The organism is Janthinobacterium kochi (genome assembly GCF_051380715.1).
Taxonomy (GTDB): Bacteria; Pseudomonadota; Gammaproteobacteria; order Burkholderiales; family Burkholderiaceae_D; genus Janthinobacterium.
In genome coordinates this window covers 394403-411399 of the sequence record NZ_JBNYXO010000003.1, presented here as the reverse complement: position 1 = coordinate 411399, position 16997 = coordinate 394403, and the positions used below count along the sequence as shown (strand labels likewise).

Genomic DNA, 16997 nt, shown 5'->3' with positions numbered 1-16997 from the left:
GCCGCAACGCAGAAAAAGCAGCCCAGGAGGTTTTCAGCATGCAGAAAATCCGAACAATATTGGGGTATAGTGCCGTTTCCTTAAGCGCCACACGGACAAGACATGGATCGCGTACAAGCAATGCAGGTATTCCTTCGCGTGGTCGAAAGCAAGAGTTTTGTACGCGCAGCAGAGACCTTGGGCTTGCCCGCATCGTCGGTCACCGGCATCATCAAGCGGCTGGAAAAACACTTGCAGACGCGCCTGCTGAACCGTTCCACCAGAAACCTCAGCGTGACACCGGAAGGCGAGCGCTACTTCCACCGTTGTCGCGAAATACTCGACCTGATAGCCGACACCGAATCGAGCCTGCAAGGCTCAAGCGAGCGCCCGCAAGGACGCCTGCGCGTAGATATGCCTGGCGGCATTGCCCACGCCGTGATACTGCCGCAGTTGCGGCAATTCCAGCAGCGGTACCCGGATATCTACCTGATGATCGGCGTGAATGATCGCCAGGTGGACTTGATACAGGAAGGCGTCGATTGCGTCATCCGCACCGGCAGCCTCGATGACTCGGCGCTGGTCGCGCGACGCCTGGGCGAGCTGAGCTGGATCACCTGCGCGGCGCCTTCCTACCTGGCAGAACACGGTGTTCCCGATGTCCTGGCCGATTTGCCAGGACACCGGGCGGTCCACTACTTTTCCAGCACGACGCGGCGAGGGAGCGATCTGCATTTCGTCGACGAGGGCATCAGCATTGCCGTCCCGGTGCCGGGCACGGTCGCGGTCAATGAGACTGGGCTCTACATCAAGCTGTGCCTTGATGGCCTCGGCTTGATGCAGTTAGCTGAGATTCTGGTAAGGGACCATTTGCAGGCTGGAAAATTGATCGAGGTGCTGGCCGACAGCCGGCCGGCGCCGGTGCCGGTATCATTGCTCTACCCCCATCACCGCTTTCTATCTCCGGCGATGCGAGCGTTCGCCGACTGGACGACTGAGCTGTTCAGCAACACCGAACTGAAGTGAAATCAGTTGCCACTCAACACTAAGCGTCTGCCTGCGCAGCTTTTAGCTCTTTGTGAGTGCGACAAATTCGAAACAGCTACCTGTGCTTGACGCGCGGGATTTTTATTGCGAGCTATCGTTGCCTTGAATAATCAGTCCCCAATGTCCGAAAATGGCCGGTTGCCGTCGTTTATGTGCGACAGCTTACGACTCAAAGCGGAAGTAGCCATTTCATCAGGAGCAGACTAAGGCCCGTTCAGAGTGATGCTCAACTAGGATAGTAAAGGCCGATTCGATAATTGCGTTCTCGTTCTCGCATACCCAGCAATCAAGCCCCTTCATTGCCTCCAGGTCGTGCCCATGCACATTGCCACAGACGTATTGCTGCTGAAGGTCTACTGCTTTGAGCAACGCGAGTGTGGCGAGAACACTGTCCTGACGGGCCGCTGGCGTCGCCTCATAGCACGTCCATACACCTGAACGATCCGACTGGGCCAACCATTACTGGCCGCTTGCCGCCATTGGCAGTCTTAGCCGTCAAGACTTAATGGGTACCATTCACTGTGCGACACGCACAAAATCCATAGTCCAGTTCGTTTCCCATGTTCTTCCTTGGTCCTTGGAAAAAGCTTGATCCCAACAAGGATTTTTTCCAGGTATGGCAGTCCAGGTAAAGCGCACTTTTATTGCTTGACCATCGAGTATGTCATCTGCGAAAAATACGCCGATGTGATTGGAAAATTTTCCAACAACAGGGACGTCAAGCGTTGTCGGGTTGCGTGCATCGAGCCACCAGATCGACCAAGTTTCGGATTTCATGCAAAACGAGCGCAATGCAAGGGCGCGGAAGCTGCCTTCCGGGAAGTAGAGAACGTTGTCCTCCAGGTTGCCAAAGCCACCCAGTGTCTTGACGGTCGAAGAGAGGCCGTCAAACTGCGTCCATTCCTTGCAATGGGTGAATCTGGAATTGAGCCGGCGATGTTTCACCAGCCAATCACCGATGATGAAATCAAAATCTCGGGGGGCGTTTTTCTCAGCTGGCAAGTGCATTGACGGTTTCCTGAATTGAATTTAACACGATGCTCATCCTGGCTTTTCATTGCCGGCATCTGTGAGCGCCCCGCTACGGCAGCCGGTGCCGCAAAGTCGGCTCGATATTGCGCGCATGCAGCCAGCGCACGATGTCTTCCAGCGTGGCATCCTGCAGCAGCAAGCCTGGCTGCGCAAGTGGCTGAGACATTACCGCTGGAAATGGGGCGGCGACGGGAGCGGGCACGGCATCAAGCAGCCCCGTATGTCCCTGCAACTTCGCCAGCGCCTGCGCGAACTGAGCCGCGTTGATGCTGCGCAAACTTTCCAGGAAGCCCAGCTGGGCGGCTGGCGGCGGCGCCATGTCCAGCCCCGGTTCGTCGACAAAGGCGGCACCCATGCTGGGGTGGATGAAGGCGGCCCACTTGCCCGATGGCTGCAGGCATGGCGGCAGCGCCACCTGCTCCACGTCGGCGGGTGGTGCTGCGGCGAGGATATCGGTCGAGGCGGGTAAAAAGGTCGAACGCAGCAGCTGCACGAACTGGCGCGCCTGGGCGACTGGCACGGGCGTGGCCAGCGACAACCATAACTGGAACGCCGTGCCCGAGATGCTGACGGCGGGCGCCGGCAAGTCCAGCTCGTGCTGCACGGCATTGGCGATCATGCACAGCGCGCTCCAGTGCGCTTCGCCGCCGCCCTTGCCCCCAAACTCCAGTACCAGCGCGCGCGTCAGACCGCCCTCGCTCACCAGGCGCACCGCCACCGTCTGCTCGCCCGACAGATGGCGCGCCAGCACGGCCGGCATCAAAGGCTGCGTGCCGCCCTGCGCATCGACGTAGTGCTGCTGTTCCTCGAACAGGTACAGGCGGGTGAGTTCGGAAATCAGTTTATGCATGGGCAGCCTCGTAATGACGTTGAGCAACACTTGTCAACGTGCCCAGATTATAGCCCCCCCGCCCTAAGCGCGCCCTCCCGCCCGGCGCCAAACACCAGCCAGCTGGCCACGGCAAACAGGCAGGCGGCTACGCCGCCGTACAGCATCACGGCGCCAAAGCCTTGTGCCAGCGCAAGCTTCGCCATGGCGCGCAAGGCGGACTGGATGGCTTCGACGAGGATAAAGCCCATCAGCGCGATATGCACCGACAGGCTGATCATGCGCGCTGATGTCGATGCTGGAAGCCATGCCGGCCCGTTCGCCGGGCACGGCGCCCGTCGTCGTGTGGGTGACGGGCGCGCTGGTCAACGGCAAGGGCGAACACCGGCGCGCTCCATCGCCGTGACAGACGCTACAACAGACGATGGCTGGCCCCCCACCCCGCGCTGTGCGAAAATGCCCGCCTTCGCCATTGCCGGATTCCGCCCATGCCGCACCCTGTCACTGATACCCTTTCCGAGCGCGACGCGCGACGCATCGCGCGCCATGCGCCGGCGGCCGACGCAGCGCGCTTCCTGCATCCGGCCCAGCAAGCCTTGCTGCACCGGCGTGGCTGGCTGACGATGCTGGCGCCGCGCAGCGCCGGCGGCGCCGAGCTGCCCTTGCCGCAAGCGGTGCGCCTGGAAGAAGCCGTGGCTACCGTCGACGGCAGCATGGGCTGGGTACTGACCCTGTGCGCGGGCGCGGGCTGGTTCGCGGGCTTTCTGGCGCCCGACATGGCGCGCAGCATCATCGGCACGCCCCGCGTCTGCCTGGGCGGCAGCGGCGCGGCCACCGGTTACGCCGAGGAAGAAGGCGACGGCTACCGCATCACGGGTAGCTGGGACTACGCCAGCGGCGCACCGATGTCTACCCACTTCACCCTGAACGCCCGGCTGCAGCGCGCTGGCCAGCCCCTGCTCGACGCAGATGGAAAACCGCGCATCCGCGCCTTCCTCGTGCCCGCCGCGCAGGTGCAGCTGGTGCCGTCGTGGAGCAGCATCGGCATGCGCGCCAGCGCCTCGCACAGCTACCGCATCGACGCTCAATGGATTGCCAAGGAACACGGTTTCGCCATCGATGCGACCGCCGCGACGGCCGACGGCCCCCTGTACCGCTACCCGTTTTACTCGCTGGCCTACGTGACCCTGGCAGCCAACGTGGCCGGCATGGCCGCGCATTTCATGGAATTGGCCGAGGAATGCATGCGCCACCGCCGCCATGCGCGCGCCGGCTTGCCGCTGCTGGAGGTGCCGGAAGTGGCAGCCATGCTGCAAAGCAAGAAAGACGCCTTCGCCGCCGCGCGCGCCCGTTTTTACGCCGTGCTGGACGACAGCTGGGCAACGGTGGCCGCCGGCGCGGCGCTCGATAACGACGCCATGCAGGCCGTGCAAGCCAGTTCGCTGGCCCTGGTCGCCGTGTGCCGCGCAGCCGTCGATGGCCTGTACCCGTATTGCGGCCTGTACGCGGCCCGCGAAGACAGCACCATCAACCGCGTGTGGCGCGATTTTCATACGGCCAGCCAGCATGCATTGCTGCTGCCTTGACATTGCCGACCTCGGCAACGCCGCGCAACAGCTTGCCCCCCGGGCAGGCACATGGCTGAAAAGGATGCCGGACACCATGCGGGCCGGATTGCCTGATAATATGGGGGCATTGCTACTTCACGCCCCCTATCCATGCACGTCAACACGCTCAGCAGCCTGGCGCAACTCCTGGCCAGCGCCGAAACGGAAACCCTGGCCTTTCCCACCAGCATCAATACAGCCCTGCTGCTGCAAAAGGAACTGGCCAACCCCGATTGCCATTCAGCCGACATCAGCCGGCTGCTGCTGTGCGAACCGACCTTGTCGGCGCGCGCCGTGGCGCTGGCCAATTCGGCCATGTTCGCGTCCGGCCAGGCGCCTGCCATCACCAGCGTACGCGCTGCCGTCGAACGGCTGGGCCACCGCAACCTGTATGCGCTGGCGACGGCGGCCGTCATCCGCCAGCTGAACGCAGGTATCCGCGATGAAGCCTTGCGCGACCGCGCCACCCAGCTGTGGGCGCACACCGTGCATGTGGCGGCGCTGGCGCATGCGCTGGCCGGCGCCGTCACGCACATGGATGCCGATACGGCGCTGTTCGCCGGCATCGTGCATGAAGTGGCCGGCTTTTACATGCTGGCCCAGGCCGACAAGACCCCGGGCCTGTACGCCCAGCTGGAAACGCAGATGGCGTCCACCCTGGAAGTGATCGGCCGCGCGCTGATGCGCCAGCTGGGCGTGCCGCTGCCCGTGGCCGATGCCGTCAATGCCTTGCCCGGCTCGACCATCATGCTGCCGCCCGAAGGCTTGCGCGACACCCTGTTGCTGGCCAAGGCGCTGGCCCCCGTTGCCTCGCCGCTGCCGCAGGCCAGCGTTACCGTCAGCGCGCCGCTGCAAGCCTACCTCGAGCACGATCCCGTGCTGCAGGCACTGCGCGCGCAGCCGTCGGCCGAAGCAAAAGCCCTGATCGAGGTACTGCTCAGCTGATGGCCGATCTGCTATGATGGCGCTGGCCGGGATGAACCCGGCCCGCTTTCATTGATGTAATGGCTACGGCTACTCAGTCCACTGGAAAACTGCCTTGACTACCTCCTTACGCATGCTCGGCCTGGCCGCAGCACTGACCGTGGCGTGCAACGCCAATGCCGACAGCTTCGTTTCCTCGGCCTCCAGCGCCGGCTCCCAGTCGAGCGGCAGCATTTCCGATTCGCTCAACGGTTCGAGCAACAGCTCCTCGCGCGACAACAAGGTGGCCAATGGCCCTTACCGCATCATCGACGTGGCCGCCGTGCCGGGCCGCGACGGCATGACGCGTTTGACGATGCAGGCCGACGCCACGGCAACGCCGCTGGTGCTGGACTTGCCGCAAGCGGCCCTCGACAAGCAGCAACTGGCGCAGGGCGACGTGGTGCATGCGCAAAACCGTGCCTACGGCATCGAATTTTCGCGCAACGACACGCGCGCCGCCTTCTTCCTGGTGCTGGCCGACGACTGGTACGGCGAAATGGCCACGCGTCCCGTCAGCCTTTGATTCCAGGCGTGACGCTGCGCAAACTGGCAAGACTTCTGGCCGCCTGCGCCGCACTCTGCCTGGCTGGCGCTGCCCAGGCAGGCGGCTCCTTCGCCTCCGCGCGCTTTTGCGACCGCGCGCAGGAACTCACGGCGACCGAGCAGGATCGCCTGTTGCGCTTTGCCGCCGTGGTGCGCGAGGAACTGGCCGCCAGCGAAGGCAGCGTGGCCCTGATCAGCCGCTCCGGCCTGGACCTGGCGCGCTTCGGCATCCGCTATTCGCACGCGGCCCTGGCCTGGCGCCACGACAATGACAATGGCTGGTCCGCGCGCCAGCTGTACTACGCCTGCGACGAAGGCCGCCCGCGCATCTTCGACCAGGGTACGGCCGGTTTCGCCATGGGCACGGAAAATCCATCGCTCGGCTACATCTCGCTGGTAAAACTGCCGGCGGAAACCGTGCCGCCCCTGCGCCGCGCCCTGCTCGACCCCGTGGGCGTGCAGCAATTGCTGGCGGGCCGCTACAGCGCCAATGCGTATGCATTCAGCCTGAAATACCAGAATTGCAATCAGTGGGTGGTGGAATTGCTGGCCGCCGCCTGGGGTGAACTGGCCGCGGGCGGCGACTTGCGCGCGCGTGCCCAGGACTGGCTGCGCGCCGCCCAATATGCGCCCGCCCCCGTCGACGTGGGCGCGCGCTGGCTGATGCTCGGTTCCCTCTTCGTGCCCCTGGTGCACATGGACGACCATCCGCCCGAGGCCATCGGCACGATGCAGCTGGAAGTGAGCCTGCCGGCCAGCCTGGAAGCGTTCGCGCGCCAGCACCTGCCCGCCAGCGAACGCGTGGAAATCTGCCACGACGGCAAGCAGGTGGTGGTGCACCGGGGCTGGGAAGCCATCGCCGACGGCTGCGTGCCAGGCGCAAACGACCGGGTCATCGCCCTCGACTGATCAAGTCTGCGCGTCGAGCGCCTCGCCGATCGCATAAAAGCGCCCGCCCGCGATGTAATGCAAGCTGCGCCAGGATGGATCGGCCTCCTCGAAATGCCAGTGTCCGTCGCGAAACACGCGCGTGTCGGCCCAGGCGCCCACCACTTCACCAATGAACAGGTCGTAGGCCGCCTGATTGTGCGGCTCGGGGATCAAACGACAGGCCAGCCAGGCGGAGCATCCCGCCACGAACGGCACATCAAAGCCTTCCATGTGAAACAGCTGCACGCCGGCGCGCGCCAGTTTATCGGGCTGCGCGTCGAGGCTGTGCGTGCCCACGGCGTGCGTCAGCTGCAATTGCGCCGCCGTCGGCACCTGGATGACGAACGTGCCGCTGCCTTCGACCAGCGCGCGCGTGCGCGTGGCCTTGTCCAGCACCACGGTGAGTTTCGGCGGCGCGAAATCGAGGGCGCAGGCCCAGGCGGCGGCCATTACGTTGTCGACGCCAGCATGGCGCGCCGAGACGAGGATGGATGGGCCGTGGTTGAGCAGGCGATACGCCTTTTCCAGTGGCACGACGGCGATATGGCCACGTTCAGCTTCCTTGCTTTTCAGGGACAGGACCATGTCCCACTGGTCGATGCCGGGTCCGAAGCCATCCGGCGTCACCTTCACTGGCACGAAGCCGAAGCGCGCATAAAAGCCCTGCGTATGCTGGCTGGTATTCATGCTCACGCTGGCGACTCCCGGCACGGCACGGATGGCGTCCAGGCGCGCCTGCGTCAGCGCGCGGCCCAGTCCCTGCCCGTGCACATCCTGCGCCACCATACCCCAGCACAGGCTGGCGACGGTGCCGCCCGCCTCGAGCGCATGGCCGCCGCAGGCGACGACTTTCCCGTCGCGTTCGATGACCAGATACGGCTGCGTCGAGGCTTCCAGCCAGGCGGCAAAGCCGGCGCGCTCGGACGGGTCGAAAAAGCGCGGCGTGTTGCCATCAAAAAGGGCCAGGCAGGCCTCGCGGTCACTGGCCCGGTAAGGACGTACTGTCTGCATTGATATCCTTTCAAAAACAGGAAGGGAAATTATACGGGCCTACGCTCACAGCAGCTGCTCCGACGTCACCACGTGCACGCCCGGCGCGCCGGCCAGCGCCGCTTCCAGCAGGGCTTGCGCAATGCGCGGCGCCGGATTGATACGCCAGCGGCGCGGCAGCACGGGACCCAGCACGCGCAGCAGGCGTAATGCAGCCCCCTCGCCCGCCCGCGCCACGTCGCGCGCGCCGCCAATCAGGCCCGGTCGCACGTGCGTGAGCGATGCAAAACCCAGCGCTTCCAGGTCGCGTTCCAGCTCGCCCTTGACGCGGTTGTAGAAGATGCGCGACGCGGCGTTGGCACCGGCGGCGGAATTGAGCGCATACGTGCGCGCGCCCGCCGCCCGCGCCAGGCGCGCCACGGCCAGCGGATAGTCATGGTCCACGCGTGAAAATAGTTGCCGCGTGCCGGCCACCTTCATGGTCGTGCCCAGGGTGCAGATGACGGCGTCCGCCTGCCACCAGGGTGCATCGGGCGGCAATCGATCGAAATCAACGAGGGGCGCTTGCAGTTTCGCATCGGGCGGCAAGGCCTTGCGCACGGGCGCGACGACCGTGCTGACGCGCGCGTCGGCGAGCGCCAGGCGCAGCACTTCGCGGCCCACCAGGCCGGTGGCTCCTACAAGTAGTAGTTTCATCGTTTCCCAGTAAAAAGCTGCTGTCAGCCACTACCATACACGGAACTCAGGACAGGCGCAGCGCCAGCGCCGCCAGGGTCAGCAGCAGCACGGGCACGGTCAGCACGATGCCGACGCGGAAATAGTAGCCCCAGGAAATGTGGATATTCTTGCTGTCGAGCACATGCAGCCACAGCAAGGTAGCCAGGCTGCCGATCGGCGTGATCTTCGGCCCCAGGTCGCTGCCGATGACGTTCGCGTAGATCATCGCTTCGCGCACGGCCCCCTGCGCCGTCGTCGGGTCGATGGCCAGCGCACCCACCAGCACCGTCGGCAGGTTGTTCATCACGGACGACAGCAAGGCCGTCAGCACGCCCGTGCCCATGGCCGCGCCCCACACGCCGTACTGCGCAAAGTGATTCAGCATGCCCGTCAGGTAAGCCGTCAAGCCCGCGTTGCGCAAGCCATACACGACCAGGTACATGCCCAGCGAAAAGACGACGATCTGCCACGGCGCATGGCGCAGCACGTGGCGCGTGGAAATCACGTGGCCCTTGCCTGCCACGCCCAGCAGCAGCGCGGCGCCCACGGCGGCGATCAGGCTGATGGGCACGCCCAGGTGTTCCTGCGAGAAAAATCCCACCAGCAGCAGCGCCAGCACCAGCCAACCGGCGCGGAAGGTGGGCAAGTCGCGGATGGCGGCGTCCGGGCGCTTCAGCTGCGCAATTTCATAGTCGCGGGGAATATCCTGGCGGAAAAAGAGCAGCAAGGCCGCCAAGGTGGCACCCACGGCGACGACGTTGACGGGCACCATCACGGACGCGTACTCGGCAAAGCCGATCTTGAAGAAATCGGCCGAGACGATATTCACCAGGTTCGACACCACCAGCGGCAGGCTGGCCGTGTCGGCGATGAAGCCGGCCGCCATCACGTAAGCCAGCGTGGCCCTGGCGGAAAACTTCAGCGCCCGCAGCATGGCGATGACGATGGGCGTCAAGATCAGCGCGGCGCCGTCATTGGCGAACACGGCGGAAACCAGGGCGCCCAGCAAGACCAGCAGCACGAACAGTTTTCTACCGCTGCCGCCGCCCCAGCGTGCCACGTGCAAGGCGGCCCACTCGAAAAAGCCTGCCGCGTCCAGCAGCAGGCTGATGATGATCACGGCGATGAAGGTGCCGGTGGCGTTCCACACGATATGCCAGACGACGGGGATGTCGCCCCAGTGGATCACGCCGGCCAGCAAGGCGACACCAGCGCCGATGACGGCGCTCCAGCCGATGCCCAGGCCGCGCGGCTGCCAGATGACCAGGGTTAATGTGGCGAGAAAGATCAGGAAAGCGGTCAGCATGGGGCAAGGTTCCGTTCGATGCGGCATCGCGGGCACCATGCGCCGCAGCCTGTGAATGTCAACAATAATTCCATAATACTGGAATTATTGAATGAATGCAAAAACCGCTGCGGAACTGCCCCTGTTTCAGCGCGATGGCGACGGCGGAAACGGGTAGCAGTTAGGTAAATGGCAAGGATGGCAGCGGGGGCATGAGCGTGACTGCGCCAAGTGAGTGAATGAGTCTATGGAAGTGCCGCCCAAGCCGCTATTGCAGCGGCGCAAAAAAAATATTCCCGCCGCCGTTTGCGATTGTCTTTAAGCAACTTAATCGGTGTATAGTCGCAGGCACGATTCAAACAGGGATCAGGACAAGTGGCGCGCATCTATCAGACCAACAACATGGGCGAAGCGGACGTGCGGGTGGCCATCGCGCAGCGCGGCAACGCCGACTTGCTCGTGCACCGCGCAGCCAGCTGGGACCTGGCGCATGGCGATGCGCAATGGTTCATCACCCGTGAGCGCCAGAATGCCACGGCCGGCGTGTATTTCACCTCGCAAGGTTTTGCGCAGCTGAGCATCTGTTTTGTCGACCACACCAGCGAGGCTGGCTGGACCCGGCCACATCGGCTCAAGGGCTGCCTGTCGCAAGGCGGCGCCTGACATCAAGCGGAGGAGCGCATCATGGATTTGATTTTGCTGGAACCCGGCAACCCTGAACTCGTGTTCGGCAAGACGCCGGACGGTGGCAAGGCCGGCATCGACGCCATCTGGCGCGACGCCGCTGCGCTGCAGGGCATGGGCCAGTGCATCGAGCTGGTGTCATTACATCAAGGCATGAAGCAGCAAGTGACGACCGACGTCAGCAATTCGGCGCGCAACTCCGGGCGGCCCATGATCACGGACTTTACCTGTGTCAAATATGTCGACCAGACGTCCGTCAAGCTGTATGAACTGTGCCTGCGGGCGCAGCCGCTGGGCAGCGGTGCGGACCAGCCGACAAAACTGTACATCGCCCGCAACTCGGGCGACAAGACAGCCAACATCATCACCATTGCCCTGCGCGACGCCCTGATCACCGAAATGCAGCTGCAAACCCATCCCGACGACGTGCCCACCGAGCAGTTCAAGCTGAGCTTTACGGAAATCCTCTGGACCTACAGCCTGCAGCAGGCGGACGGCCAGCCTGGCCCCCGGAACACCGTCGCGCGCAAGCGGCCGATCGGCGCCTTTACGGGCTAAGCCCGCAAGGCGGCTACTCTTCCAGCCCTCCCCCCAGCGCCTTGTACAGCGCCACGGCAGACTTGAACTGGTCGCGCCGCGCGTCGAGCAGGGTTTGCTGGGCCACATACGACTGGCGCTGCGCGTCGAGCAATTCCAGGCGGCTGTCCTGGCCCGCGTCGTAGCGCAGCTGCGACAGCCGCTGGCGCTGCTGCGCCGCCGTCACCACGCGTTCTTGCGCGGCGATCTGCTGCGCATACGTGGCGCTGCCGGCCAGGCCGTCGCGCACTTCACGAAACGCCGCCTGGATCGCTTGCTCGTACTGCAGCACGGCCACGTCCTTACGCAGGCGCGAGAGCTGCAGTTCCGCGCGCAGCTGGCCGCCCTGGAACAGCGGCTGCGTCACTTGCGGCGCGAACGACCAGCTGCGCGCGCTGCCGCGGAACAAATCGCCAAGTTCCGGACTGGCCAAGCCCAGCTGCGCCGTCAGCGACAGACGGGGGAAGAAGGCGGCGCGGGCGGCGCCGATTTCCGCATTCGCCGCCACCAGCGCATATTCGGCCTGCAAAATATCGGGACGGCGCGCCAGCAAGTCCGACGGCAGGCCGGGCGGCAGCTGCGTCAGCACGGGCTGGCCATCGAGCGGCCGGCCAGCGGGCAAGTCGGTTGGCAGCGGCGCGCCCAGCAGCAATTCCAGGTTGTTGCGCGCCAGTAAGCTGGCCCGTTCGCGCGCCTGCACGTCCGCTTCCGCCGTGGCAGCCTGCCCTTCCGCTTGCGCCACGTCCAGGCCGCTGCCCTGCTGCGCGCCGTGCAGACGCTGCGTCAGCAGCAAGGCCTGGCGCCAGTCGGCCAGGGTTTGCCGCGCCAGCGCCAGCTGCGCCTCGGCCAGCCGCTGTTCCAGATACGCATCGGCCACGCCGCCGATCAGGGCCATGTGCGCGGCGCGCTGGCCCTGCTGCGTGGCCAGGTAGCGGGCAAACGCAGCATCCGACAGCGAGCGCAGGCGGCCAAACAGGTCGAGCTCGAACGCGCTCATGGCGATGCCGGCCGTGAACGTGTTTTGAACAGTAGCGTCGGCGCCGCGCTGGCGCACGCCGCCCGCATGGGCGCCGATGGCCGGGTAGCGGCCCGCATCCTGGATCTGGTACTGGGCCCGCACGGCATCCACGTTGAGGGACGCCACGCGCAAGTCGCGGTTGTTTTCCAGCGCCAGGCTTACCAGGCGCTGCAGGCGCGCATCGAGCAGCATCTGGCGCCAGCCCAGGCCCGCTGCAGTGTCGGCCGTGGCTGACGCGGCGACCTCGGCATAGGCAGCAGGGATGGGCGGCGCCGGCTTGACCAGCGGCGGCGTCAATGAACACGCCGACAAGACCAGCGCGGCCAGCGGCGTGATAAAGATCAAACGCATTACAACTCCCCTTCCACCGCCTTGACGGCGGTGCGATTACTGCGTTTACTAAAGTAACTGCCCATCTTGTCGACGGCGCCCAGCACCACGACAAAGAACACGGGCACGAAAAACACGGCCAGCACGGTGGCGGTGATCATGCCGCCAAACACGCCCGTGCCGATCGCGTGCTGCGTTTCGGCGCTGGCGCCCGTGGCCAGCATCAGCGGCACCACGCCCAGCGCGAAGGCCAATGACGTCATCAGGATCGGACGCAGGCGCAAGCGTGCCGCCTCCACAGTCGCCTCGACCAGGCCACGCCCTTGCGCCTGCAACTGGCGCGCATATTCGACGATCAGGATCGCGTTCTTCGCCGACAGGCCGATGATCGTGATCATGCCCACCTTGAAGAACACATCGTTCGGCATGCCGCGCAACATCACGGCCAGCACGGCGCCCAATAGCCCCAGCGGCACCACCAGCATCACGGAGACGGGAATCGACCAGCTTTCATACAGGGCGGCCAGCACGAGGAAGACCACCAGCATCGACAGCGCCATCAGCATGGGCGCTTGCGACGCCGATTCCTTCTCTTGCAGCGACTGCCCCGTCCACGCCAGCGCGAAGCCGGGCGGCAATTGCTTCACCAGCCGTTCCATTTCCAGCATGGCGTCGCCGCTGGACACGCCGGGCGCCGCGCTGCCGGAAATGCGCGCCGCCGGATAACCCTGGTAGCGCACCAGTTGCAGCGGCGATTCGCTCCACACGGGGCGCACCAGCTCGCCCAAGGCCACCATGCCGCCCGCGTTATTGCGGATGCGCAAGGCCAGCACGTCGTTCAGTTGCATGCGCGACGGCGCATCGGCCTGGATGATCACTTGCTGCATACGGCCCGCGTTCGGAAAATCGTTGACATAGGTCGAACCCATGGCCGCCGTCAGCATGTCGGCAATGGCCGTAAACGACACGCCCAGCGCCTCGGCCTTGGTGCGGTCGATATCGAGGCGCACGCTGGCGCCGGGCGGCAAGCCGTCCGGATACACGCCCGCCACCTTGGCGCTTTGCGCGGCCAGGCCCAGCAACTGGTTCTGCGCCGCCTGCAAAGCGTTGACACCCTGGTTGGCGCGGTCTTGCAGGCGCATGGAAAAGCCGGACGAATTGCCCAGTTCATCGATGGCGGGCGGCATCAGGCTCATGATCACGCCCTCCTTCGCCTGCGCCATGGCAGCCTGCGCCAGCGCCACTTCTTCCTGCGCCGTGGCGCCGTTGCGCTCTTTCCAGTCCTTCAGCATGGTGAACGCCAGGCCCGCATTCGGCCCCGCGCCGGAAAAACTGAAGCCGAGGATCGATTGATTCACTTCGATGCCGGGCCGCGTTGCCACGTGCTGCTCGTACAATTTGACGACATCGAGCGTGCGCTCCATGGTGGCGTCGGACGGCAGCTGGATCGAGGTGATGAAGTAGCCCTGGTCTTCTTCTGGCAAGAAGGCCGATGGCAACTGCATGAAGGCCACGCCCAGCGCCGCGACGATGGCGCCGTACACGACCATCGAGCGGCCCGCGCGTTTCAGCATCGCCACCACGCCCTTTTCATAGCGCGCCGTCATGCGGTCAAAACAACGGTCGAACCACAGGAAGAAACCCTTCTTGTCATGATCGTGCGGGCCGATGGGTTTCAACATGGTGGCGCACAGGGCCGGCGTCAGGGTCAGCGCCAGAAAGGCCGAGAACAAAATCGACACGGCCATGGCCAGCGTGAACTGGCGGTAGATGGCCCCCACGGAACCGCTGGCCAGGGCCATCGGGATGAACACGGCCGTCAGCACCAGCGTGATGCCCACGACCGCACCGGTGATTTCGCGCATCGCTTTCGACGTCGCTTCCTTCGGCGACAAGCCTTCGGTGGCCATCAGGCGCTCGACCGCTTCGACCACCACGATGGCGTCATCGACGATGATGCCGATGGCCAGCACCATGCCGAACATGGTCAGCACGTTGACGGAATAGCCGGCCAGCAGCATCACCGTGAAGGTGCCCATCAGGGCTATCGGCGCGACGATGGCGGGTATCAGCGTATAGCGTATCTTTTGCAGGAACAGGTACATGACGAGGAACACCAGCACCATCGCTTCCAACAAGGTGACGATGACCTTCTCGATCGAGATTTTCACGAACGGCGCCGTATCGAACGGCACCGAATACTTGATCCCGGACGGCATGGTGTGCGCCAGTTCGGCCATGCGTGCGCGCACGGCGGCCGCCGTCTGCACGGCGTTGGCGCCCGGCGACAGCATGATGGCGGCGCCGGAAGCCGCTTGCCCATTTTCGCGGATGCTGAAGTTGAAGCTTTGCGCCCCCAGCGCCACTTTCGCCACGTCGCCAATCGTCACTTTCGAGCCATCCGCATTCGCGCGCAGCACGATGGCGGCAAATTCGGCCGGCGTTTGCAGCTGGCCCTGCACCGTCAGCGGGATGGTCACGCGCTGGCCTTCGACGGCGGGCGAATCGCCCAGGCGACCCGGCGCAATCTGCGCATTTTGCTGCGCGATGGCGGCCGTCAGCTCGCCCATGGCGATGTTGTACGATACCAGTTTGGCCGGATCGACCCAGATGCGCATGGCCCGCTCGGAGCCGAACAGCTGCACCTTGCCCACGCCGGGAATGCGGCGCAGTTCTTCCGTCACGTTGCGCGCCAGGTAGTCGCCCAGCGCCACTTCATCGTGCTGGCCATTCTCGGAAATCAAACTGACGATCATCAAAAAGCCGGACGACGCCGACTCCACCGTCAAGCCATTTTGCCGCACGGCTTGCGGCAGGCGCGGCTCGATGGCTTTGAGGCGGTTCTGCACATCCACCTGCGCCATTTCCGGATTCGTGCCGGGCTGGAAGGTGACGCTGATCGAGGCCGAACCCGAGGTATCGGTGGACGACTCGAAATACAGCAAGTGCTTGACGCCCGACAGTTCGCGTTCGATCAGGCCCACCACGGAATCATTCATGGTTTGCGGCGTGGCGCCTGGGTAGTTGGCGCTGATGCTGACGCTGGGCGGCGCCACGGAAGGGAAGCGCGCAATCGGCAATTGCGGTATGGCGATCAGTCCGAACAGGACGATGAAGACCGCCACCACCCACGCAAAGACGGGGCGGTTGATGAAAAATTGAGGCATGTGCTTAGGCTTTCATTGTATTCAAAGTGTGCATCAACGGGCCTTGGCGGCAGCCGCCGTTGCCACGACAGCTGGCTTCCACGGTTGCGGCGCGGCCGTGGCGCCCGGCTGCAAGCGTTCCTGGCCTTCGATGACGACGGTGTCGCCCGCCTTCAAGCCGCCGTTGACCACGTACTGGTGCTCGACCACGTCGCCCACGGCAATCGGGGTCAAGCTGGCTTTGTGCGTGCCATCGAGCACCCAGGCCTGGGCCTGGCCATCGCTGCTGCGCAAGACGGCTTGCTGCGGCAAGAGCACGGCATGCGCTTGCATGGCGCGGGCAATGCGGGCGCGCACGAACATGCCGGGCAAGAGCTGGCGCTGCGGATTGTCGACCAGCACGCGGATGACGGCGTCGCCCGTGCCCGCATCGACGCTGATGCCCGAGAACAGGATGCGCCCCGTGACGGGATGCGGCTGGCCGTCGGCGCCCAAAATGGTCACGGGCAGCTTGTCCGCGCCTCCGTTGCTGTCCGAACCGGAGGCTTGCAGCGCAGCCAGCGCGGCGGCCGGCTGGCGCACGTCGACATACACCTTGTCGATCTGCTGGATGCGCGCCATCGGCGTGGCATCGGCCAGGCCCACCAGCGCGCCTTCCGTCACCAGTTCGGAGCCGATGCGCCCGGCAATCGGCGCCTCGATGCTGGCAAAGGCCAGGTCCAGGCGGCGCCGCGCCAGAGCGGCACGCGCCTGCGCCACGGTGGCCACGGCTTGCTCGCGCTGGGCCACGGCATCGTCATACGCCTGGCGGCTGATGGCGTCCGCTTCCACCAGCGGTTTTAACCTGTCGGCCTGGCTGCTGGCGCGCTTCGCCGTGGCCACCGCATGCTGCAGCGCGGCGGCGGCCGAATCGACGTCCGCCTGGAATGGCGCCGGGTTGAGCTGGAACAGCTTCTGCCCCGCCTGCACCTCGGCGCCCTGCTCGAACTGGCGGCGCAGCACGATGCCGCCCACCTGCGGGCGGATGTCGGCCGTGCGGAAAGCCGCCACCCTGCCCGGCAATTCATCACTGAGGACAATGGGCGCCGCTTGCAGCTTGAGCACAGTGACCGCAACGGCGGCGGCAGCCGGTGGCGTGGCAGCTTCCTTTGGCGCGGGTCTGGAACAGGCGGCAAGGCTGAGCAGTGCCGCGGCGATCAACGTGTTTTTGCTGGTGAAGTACTTGACTGGCATGACTCTCTCTATGACTGATCCCAACCGGCGGTCCGGTCGACAGATACGCGCAGCCTAAAAGGATTGCGTGGATATTTCGTCAAAG

At 64.8% G+C, this 16997-nt stretch carries 16 protein-coding genes and 1 pseudogene; 7 read left to right on the top strand and 10 right to left on the bottom strand.

What is annotated here, in order from left to right; translation table 11 throughout:
* The first annotated feature begins 102 nt into the window (after positions 1-102).
* Positions 103-1005, top strand: a complete 903-nt coding sequence (locus ACQ4WL_RS09550) for a LysR family transcriptional regulator (RefSeq protein WP_436509486.1) — start codon at positions 103-105, stop codon at positions 1003-1005.
* 537 nt (positions 1006-1542) lie between these two features.
* Here the strand turns inward: ACQ4WL_RS09550 and ACQ4WL_RS09545 are convergent.
* From ACQ4WL_RS09545 to ACQ4WL_RS09535, 3 genes are all read right to left on the bottom strand, one after another.
* Entirely contained in the window at positions 1543-2034 is a 492-nt protein-coding gene (locus ACQ4WL_RS09545) for a DUF1579 domain-containing protein (protein WP_436509485.1), read from the bottom strand.
* 73 nt (positions 2035-2107) lie between these two features.
* A complete protein-coding gene (locus ACQ4WL_RS09540; protein WP_436509484.1) occupies positions 2108-2908 on the bottom strand; it encodes a TOTE conflict system archaeo-eukaryotic primase domain-containing protein in 801 nt (266 codons plus the stop codon).
* 47 nt (positions 2909-2955) lie between these two features.
* The gene (locus tag ACQ4WL_RS09535; RefSeq protein WP_436509483.1) at positions 2956-3168 is read right to left on the bottom strand and encodes a hypothetical protein; all 213 of its coding nucleotides are present in this window, start codon (positions 3166-3168) and stop codon (positions 2956-2958) included.
* Positions 3169-3375: 207 nt separating this feature from the next.
* Here ACQ4WL_RS09535 and ACQ4WL_RS09530 point away from each other — a divergent pair, with 207 nt between their 5' ends.
* From ACQ4WL_RS09530 to ACQ4WL_RS09515, 4 genes are all read left to right on the top strand, one after another.
* Positions 3376-4473, top strand: a complete 1098-nt coding sequence (locus tag ACQ4WL_RS09530; protein ID WP_436509482.1) for an acyl-CoA dehydrogenase family protein — start codon at positions 3376-3378, stop codon at positions 4471-4473.
* A 132-nt stretch (positions 4474-4605) separates the two neighbouring features.
* Positions 4606-5439, top strand: a complete 834-nt coding sequence (locus ACQ4WL_RS09525) for an HDOD domain-containing protein (protein ID WP_436509481.1) — start codon at positions 4606-4608, stop codon at positions 5437-5439.
* A 112-nt stretch (positions 5440-5551) separates the two neighbouring features.
* The gene (locus ACQ4WL_RS09520; protein ID WP_436509647.1) at positions 5552-5983 is read left to right on the top strand and encodes a hypothetical protein; all 432 of its coding nucleotides are present in this window, start codon (positions 5552-5554) and stop codon (positions 5981-5983) included.
* 8 nt (positions 5984-5991) lie between these two features.
* A complete protein-coding gene (locus ACQ4WL_RS09515; protein WP_436509480.1) occupies positions 5992-6912 on the top strand; it encodes a DUF2145 domain-containing protein in 921 nt (306 codons plus the stop codon).
* Here the strand turns inward: ACQ4WL_RS09515 and ACQ4WL_RS09510 are convergent, their stop codons facing one another.
* From ACQ4WL_RS09510 to ACQ4WL_RS09495, 4 genes and pseudogenes are all read right to left on the bottom strand, one after another.
* Positions 6913-7518 (bottom strand): flavin reductase family protein, encoded by a 606-nt coding sequence (locus ACQ4WL_RS09510; protein WP_436509646.1) that lies wholly within the window; start codon positions 7516-7518, stop codon positions 6913-6915.
* Positions 7519-7944: pseudogene (locus tag ACQ4WL_RS09505) on the bottom strand (GNAT family N-acetyltransferase); the annotation flags it as partial.
* Between the two features lie 45 nt (positions 7945-7989).
* The gene (locus ACQ4WL_RS09500) at positions 7990-8619 is read right to left on the bottom strand and encodes a Rossmann-fold NAD(P)-binding domain-containing protein (RefSeq protein WP_436509479.1); all 630 of its coding nucleotides are present in this window, start codon (positions 8617-8619) and stop codon (positions 7990-7992) included.
* 46 nt (positions 8620-8665) lie between these two features.
* Entirely contained in the window at positions 8666-9946 is a 1281-nt protein-coding gene (locus tag ACQ4WL_RS09495) for an arsenic transporter (RefSeq protein WP_436509478.1), read from the bottom strand.
* Positions 9947-10300: 354 nt separating this feature from the next.
* On the opposite strand from ACQ4WL_RS09495, the gene ACQ4WL_RS09490 reads away from it, so the two are divergent.
* Both ACQ4WL_RS09490 and ACQ4WL_RS09485 read left to right on the top strand, forming a co-directional pair.
* Entirely contained in the window at positions 10301-10588 is a 288-nt protein-coding gene (locus tag ACQ4WL_RS09490; protein WP_436509477.1) for a 7(1) septoil knot domain-containing protein, read from the top strand.
* A 21-nt stretch (positions 10589-10609) separates the two neighbouring features.
* Entirely contained in the window at positions 10610-11167 is a 558-nt protein-coding gene (locus ACQ4WL_RS09485) for a type VI secretion system tube protein Hcp (protein WP_436509476.1), read from the top strand.
* Positions 11168-11180: 13 nt separating this feature from the next.
* Here the strand turns inward: ACQ4WL_RS09485 and ACQ4WL_RS09480 are convergent, their stop codons facing one another.
* The 3 genes from ACQ4WL_RS09480 to ACQ4WL_RS09470 are packed head-to-tail and all read right to left on the bottom strand — an operon-like array spanning position 11181 to position 16912.
* Positions 11181-12554 (bottom strand): efflux transporter outer membrane subunit, encoded by a 1374-nt coding sequence (locus ACQ4WL_RS09480; RefSeq protein ID WP_436509475.1) that lies wholly within the window; start codon positions 12552-12554, stop codon positions 11181-11183.
* Complete coding sequence (locus ACQ4WL_RS09475) at positions 12554-15700, bottom strand: multidrug efflux RND transporter permease subunit (RefSeq protein ID WP_436509474.1); 3147 nt, start codon at positions 15698-15700, stop codon at positions 12554-12556. Before ACQ4WL_RS09475 ends, ACQ4WL_RS09480 begins: the two co-directional genes overlap by 1 nt.
* A gap of 33 nt (positions 15701-15733) precedes the next feature.
* Positions 15734-16912 carry an efflux RND transporter periplasmic adaptor subunit gene (locus ACQ4WL_RS09470; protein ID WP_436509473.1) on the bottom strand — a complete coding sequence of 393 codons (1179 nt, stop codon included), beginning with the start codon at positions 16910-16912 and terminating at the stop codon, positions 15734-15736.
* Positions 16913-16997 lie beyond the last annotated feature (85 nt).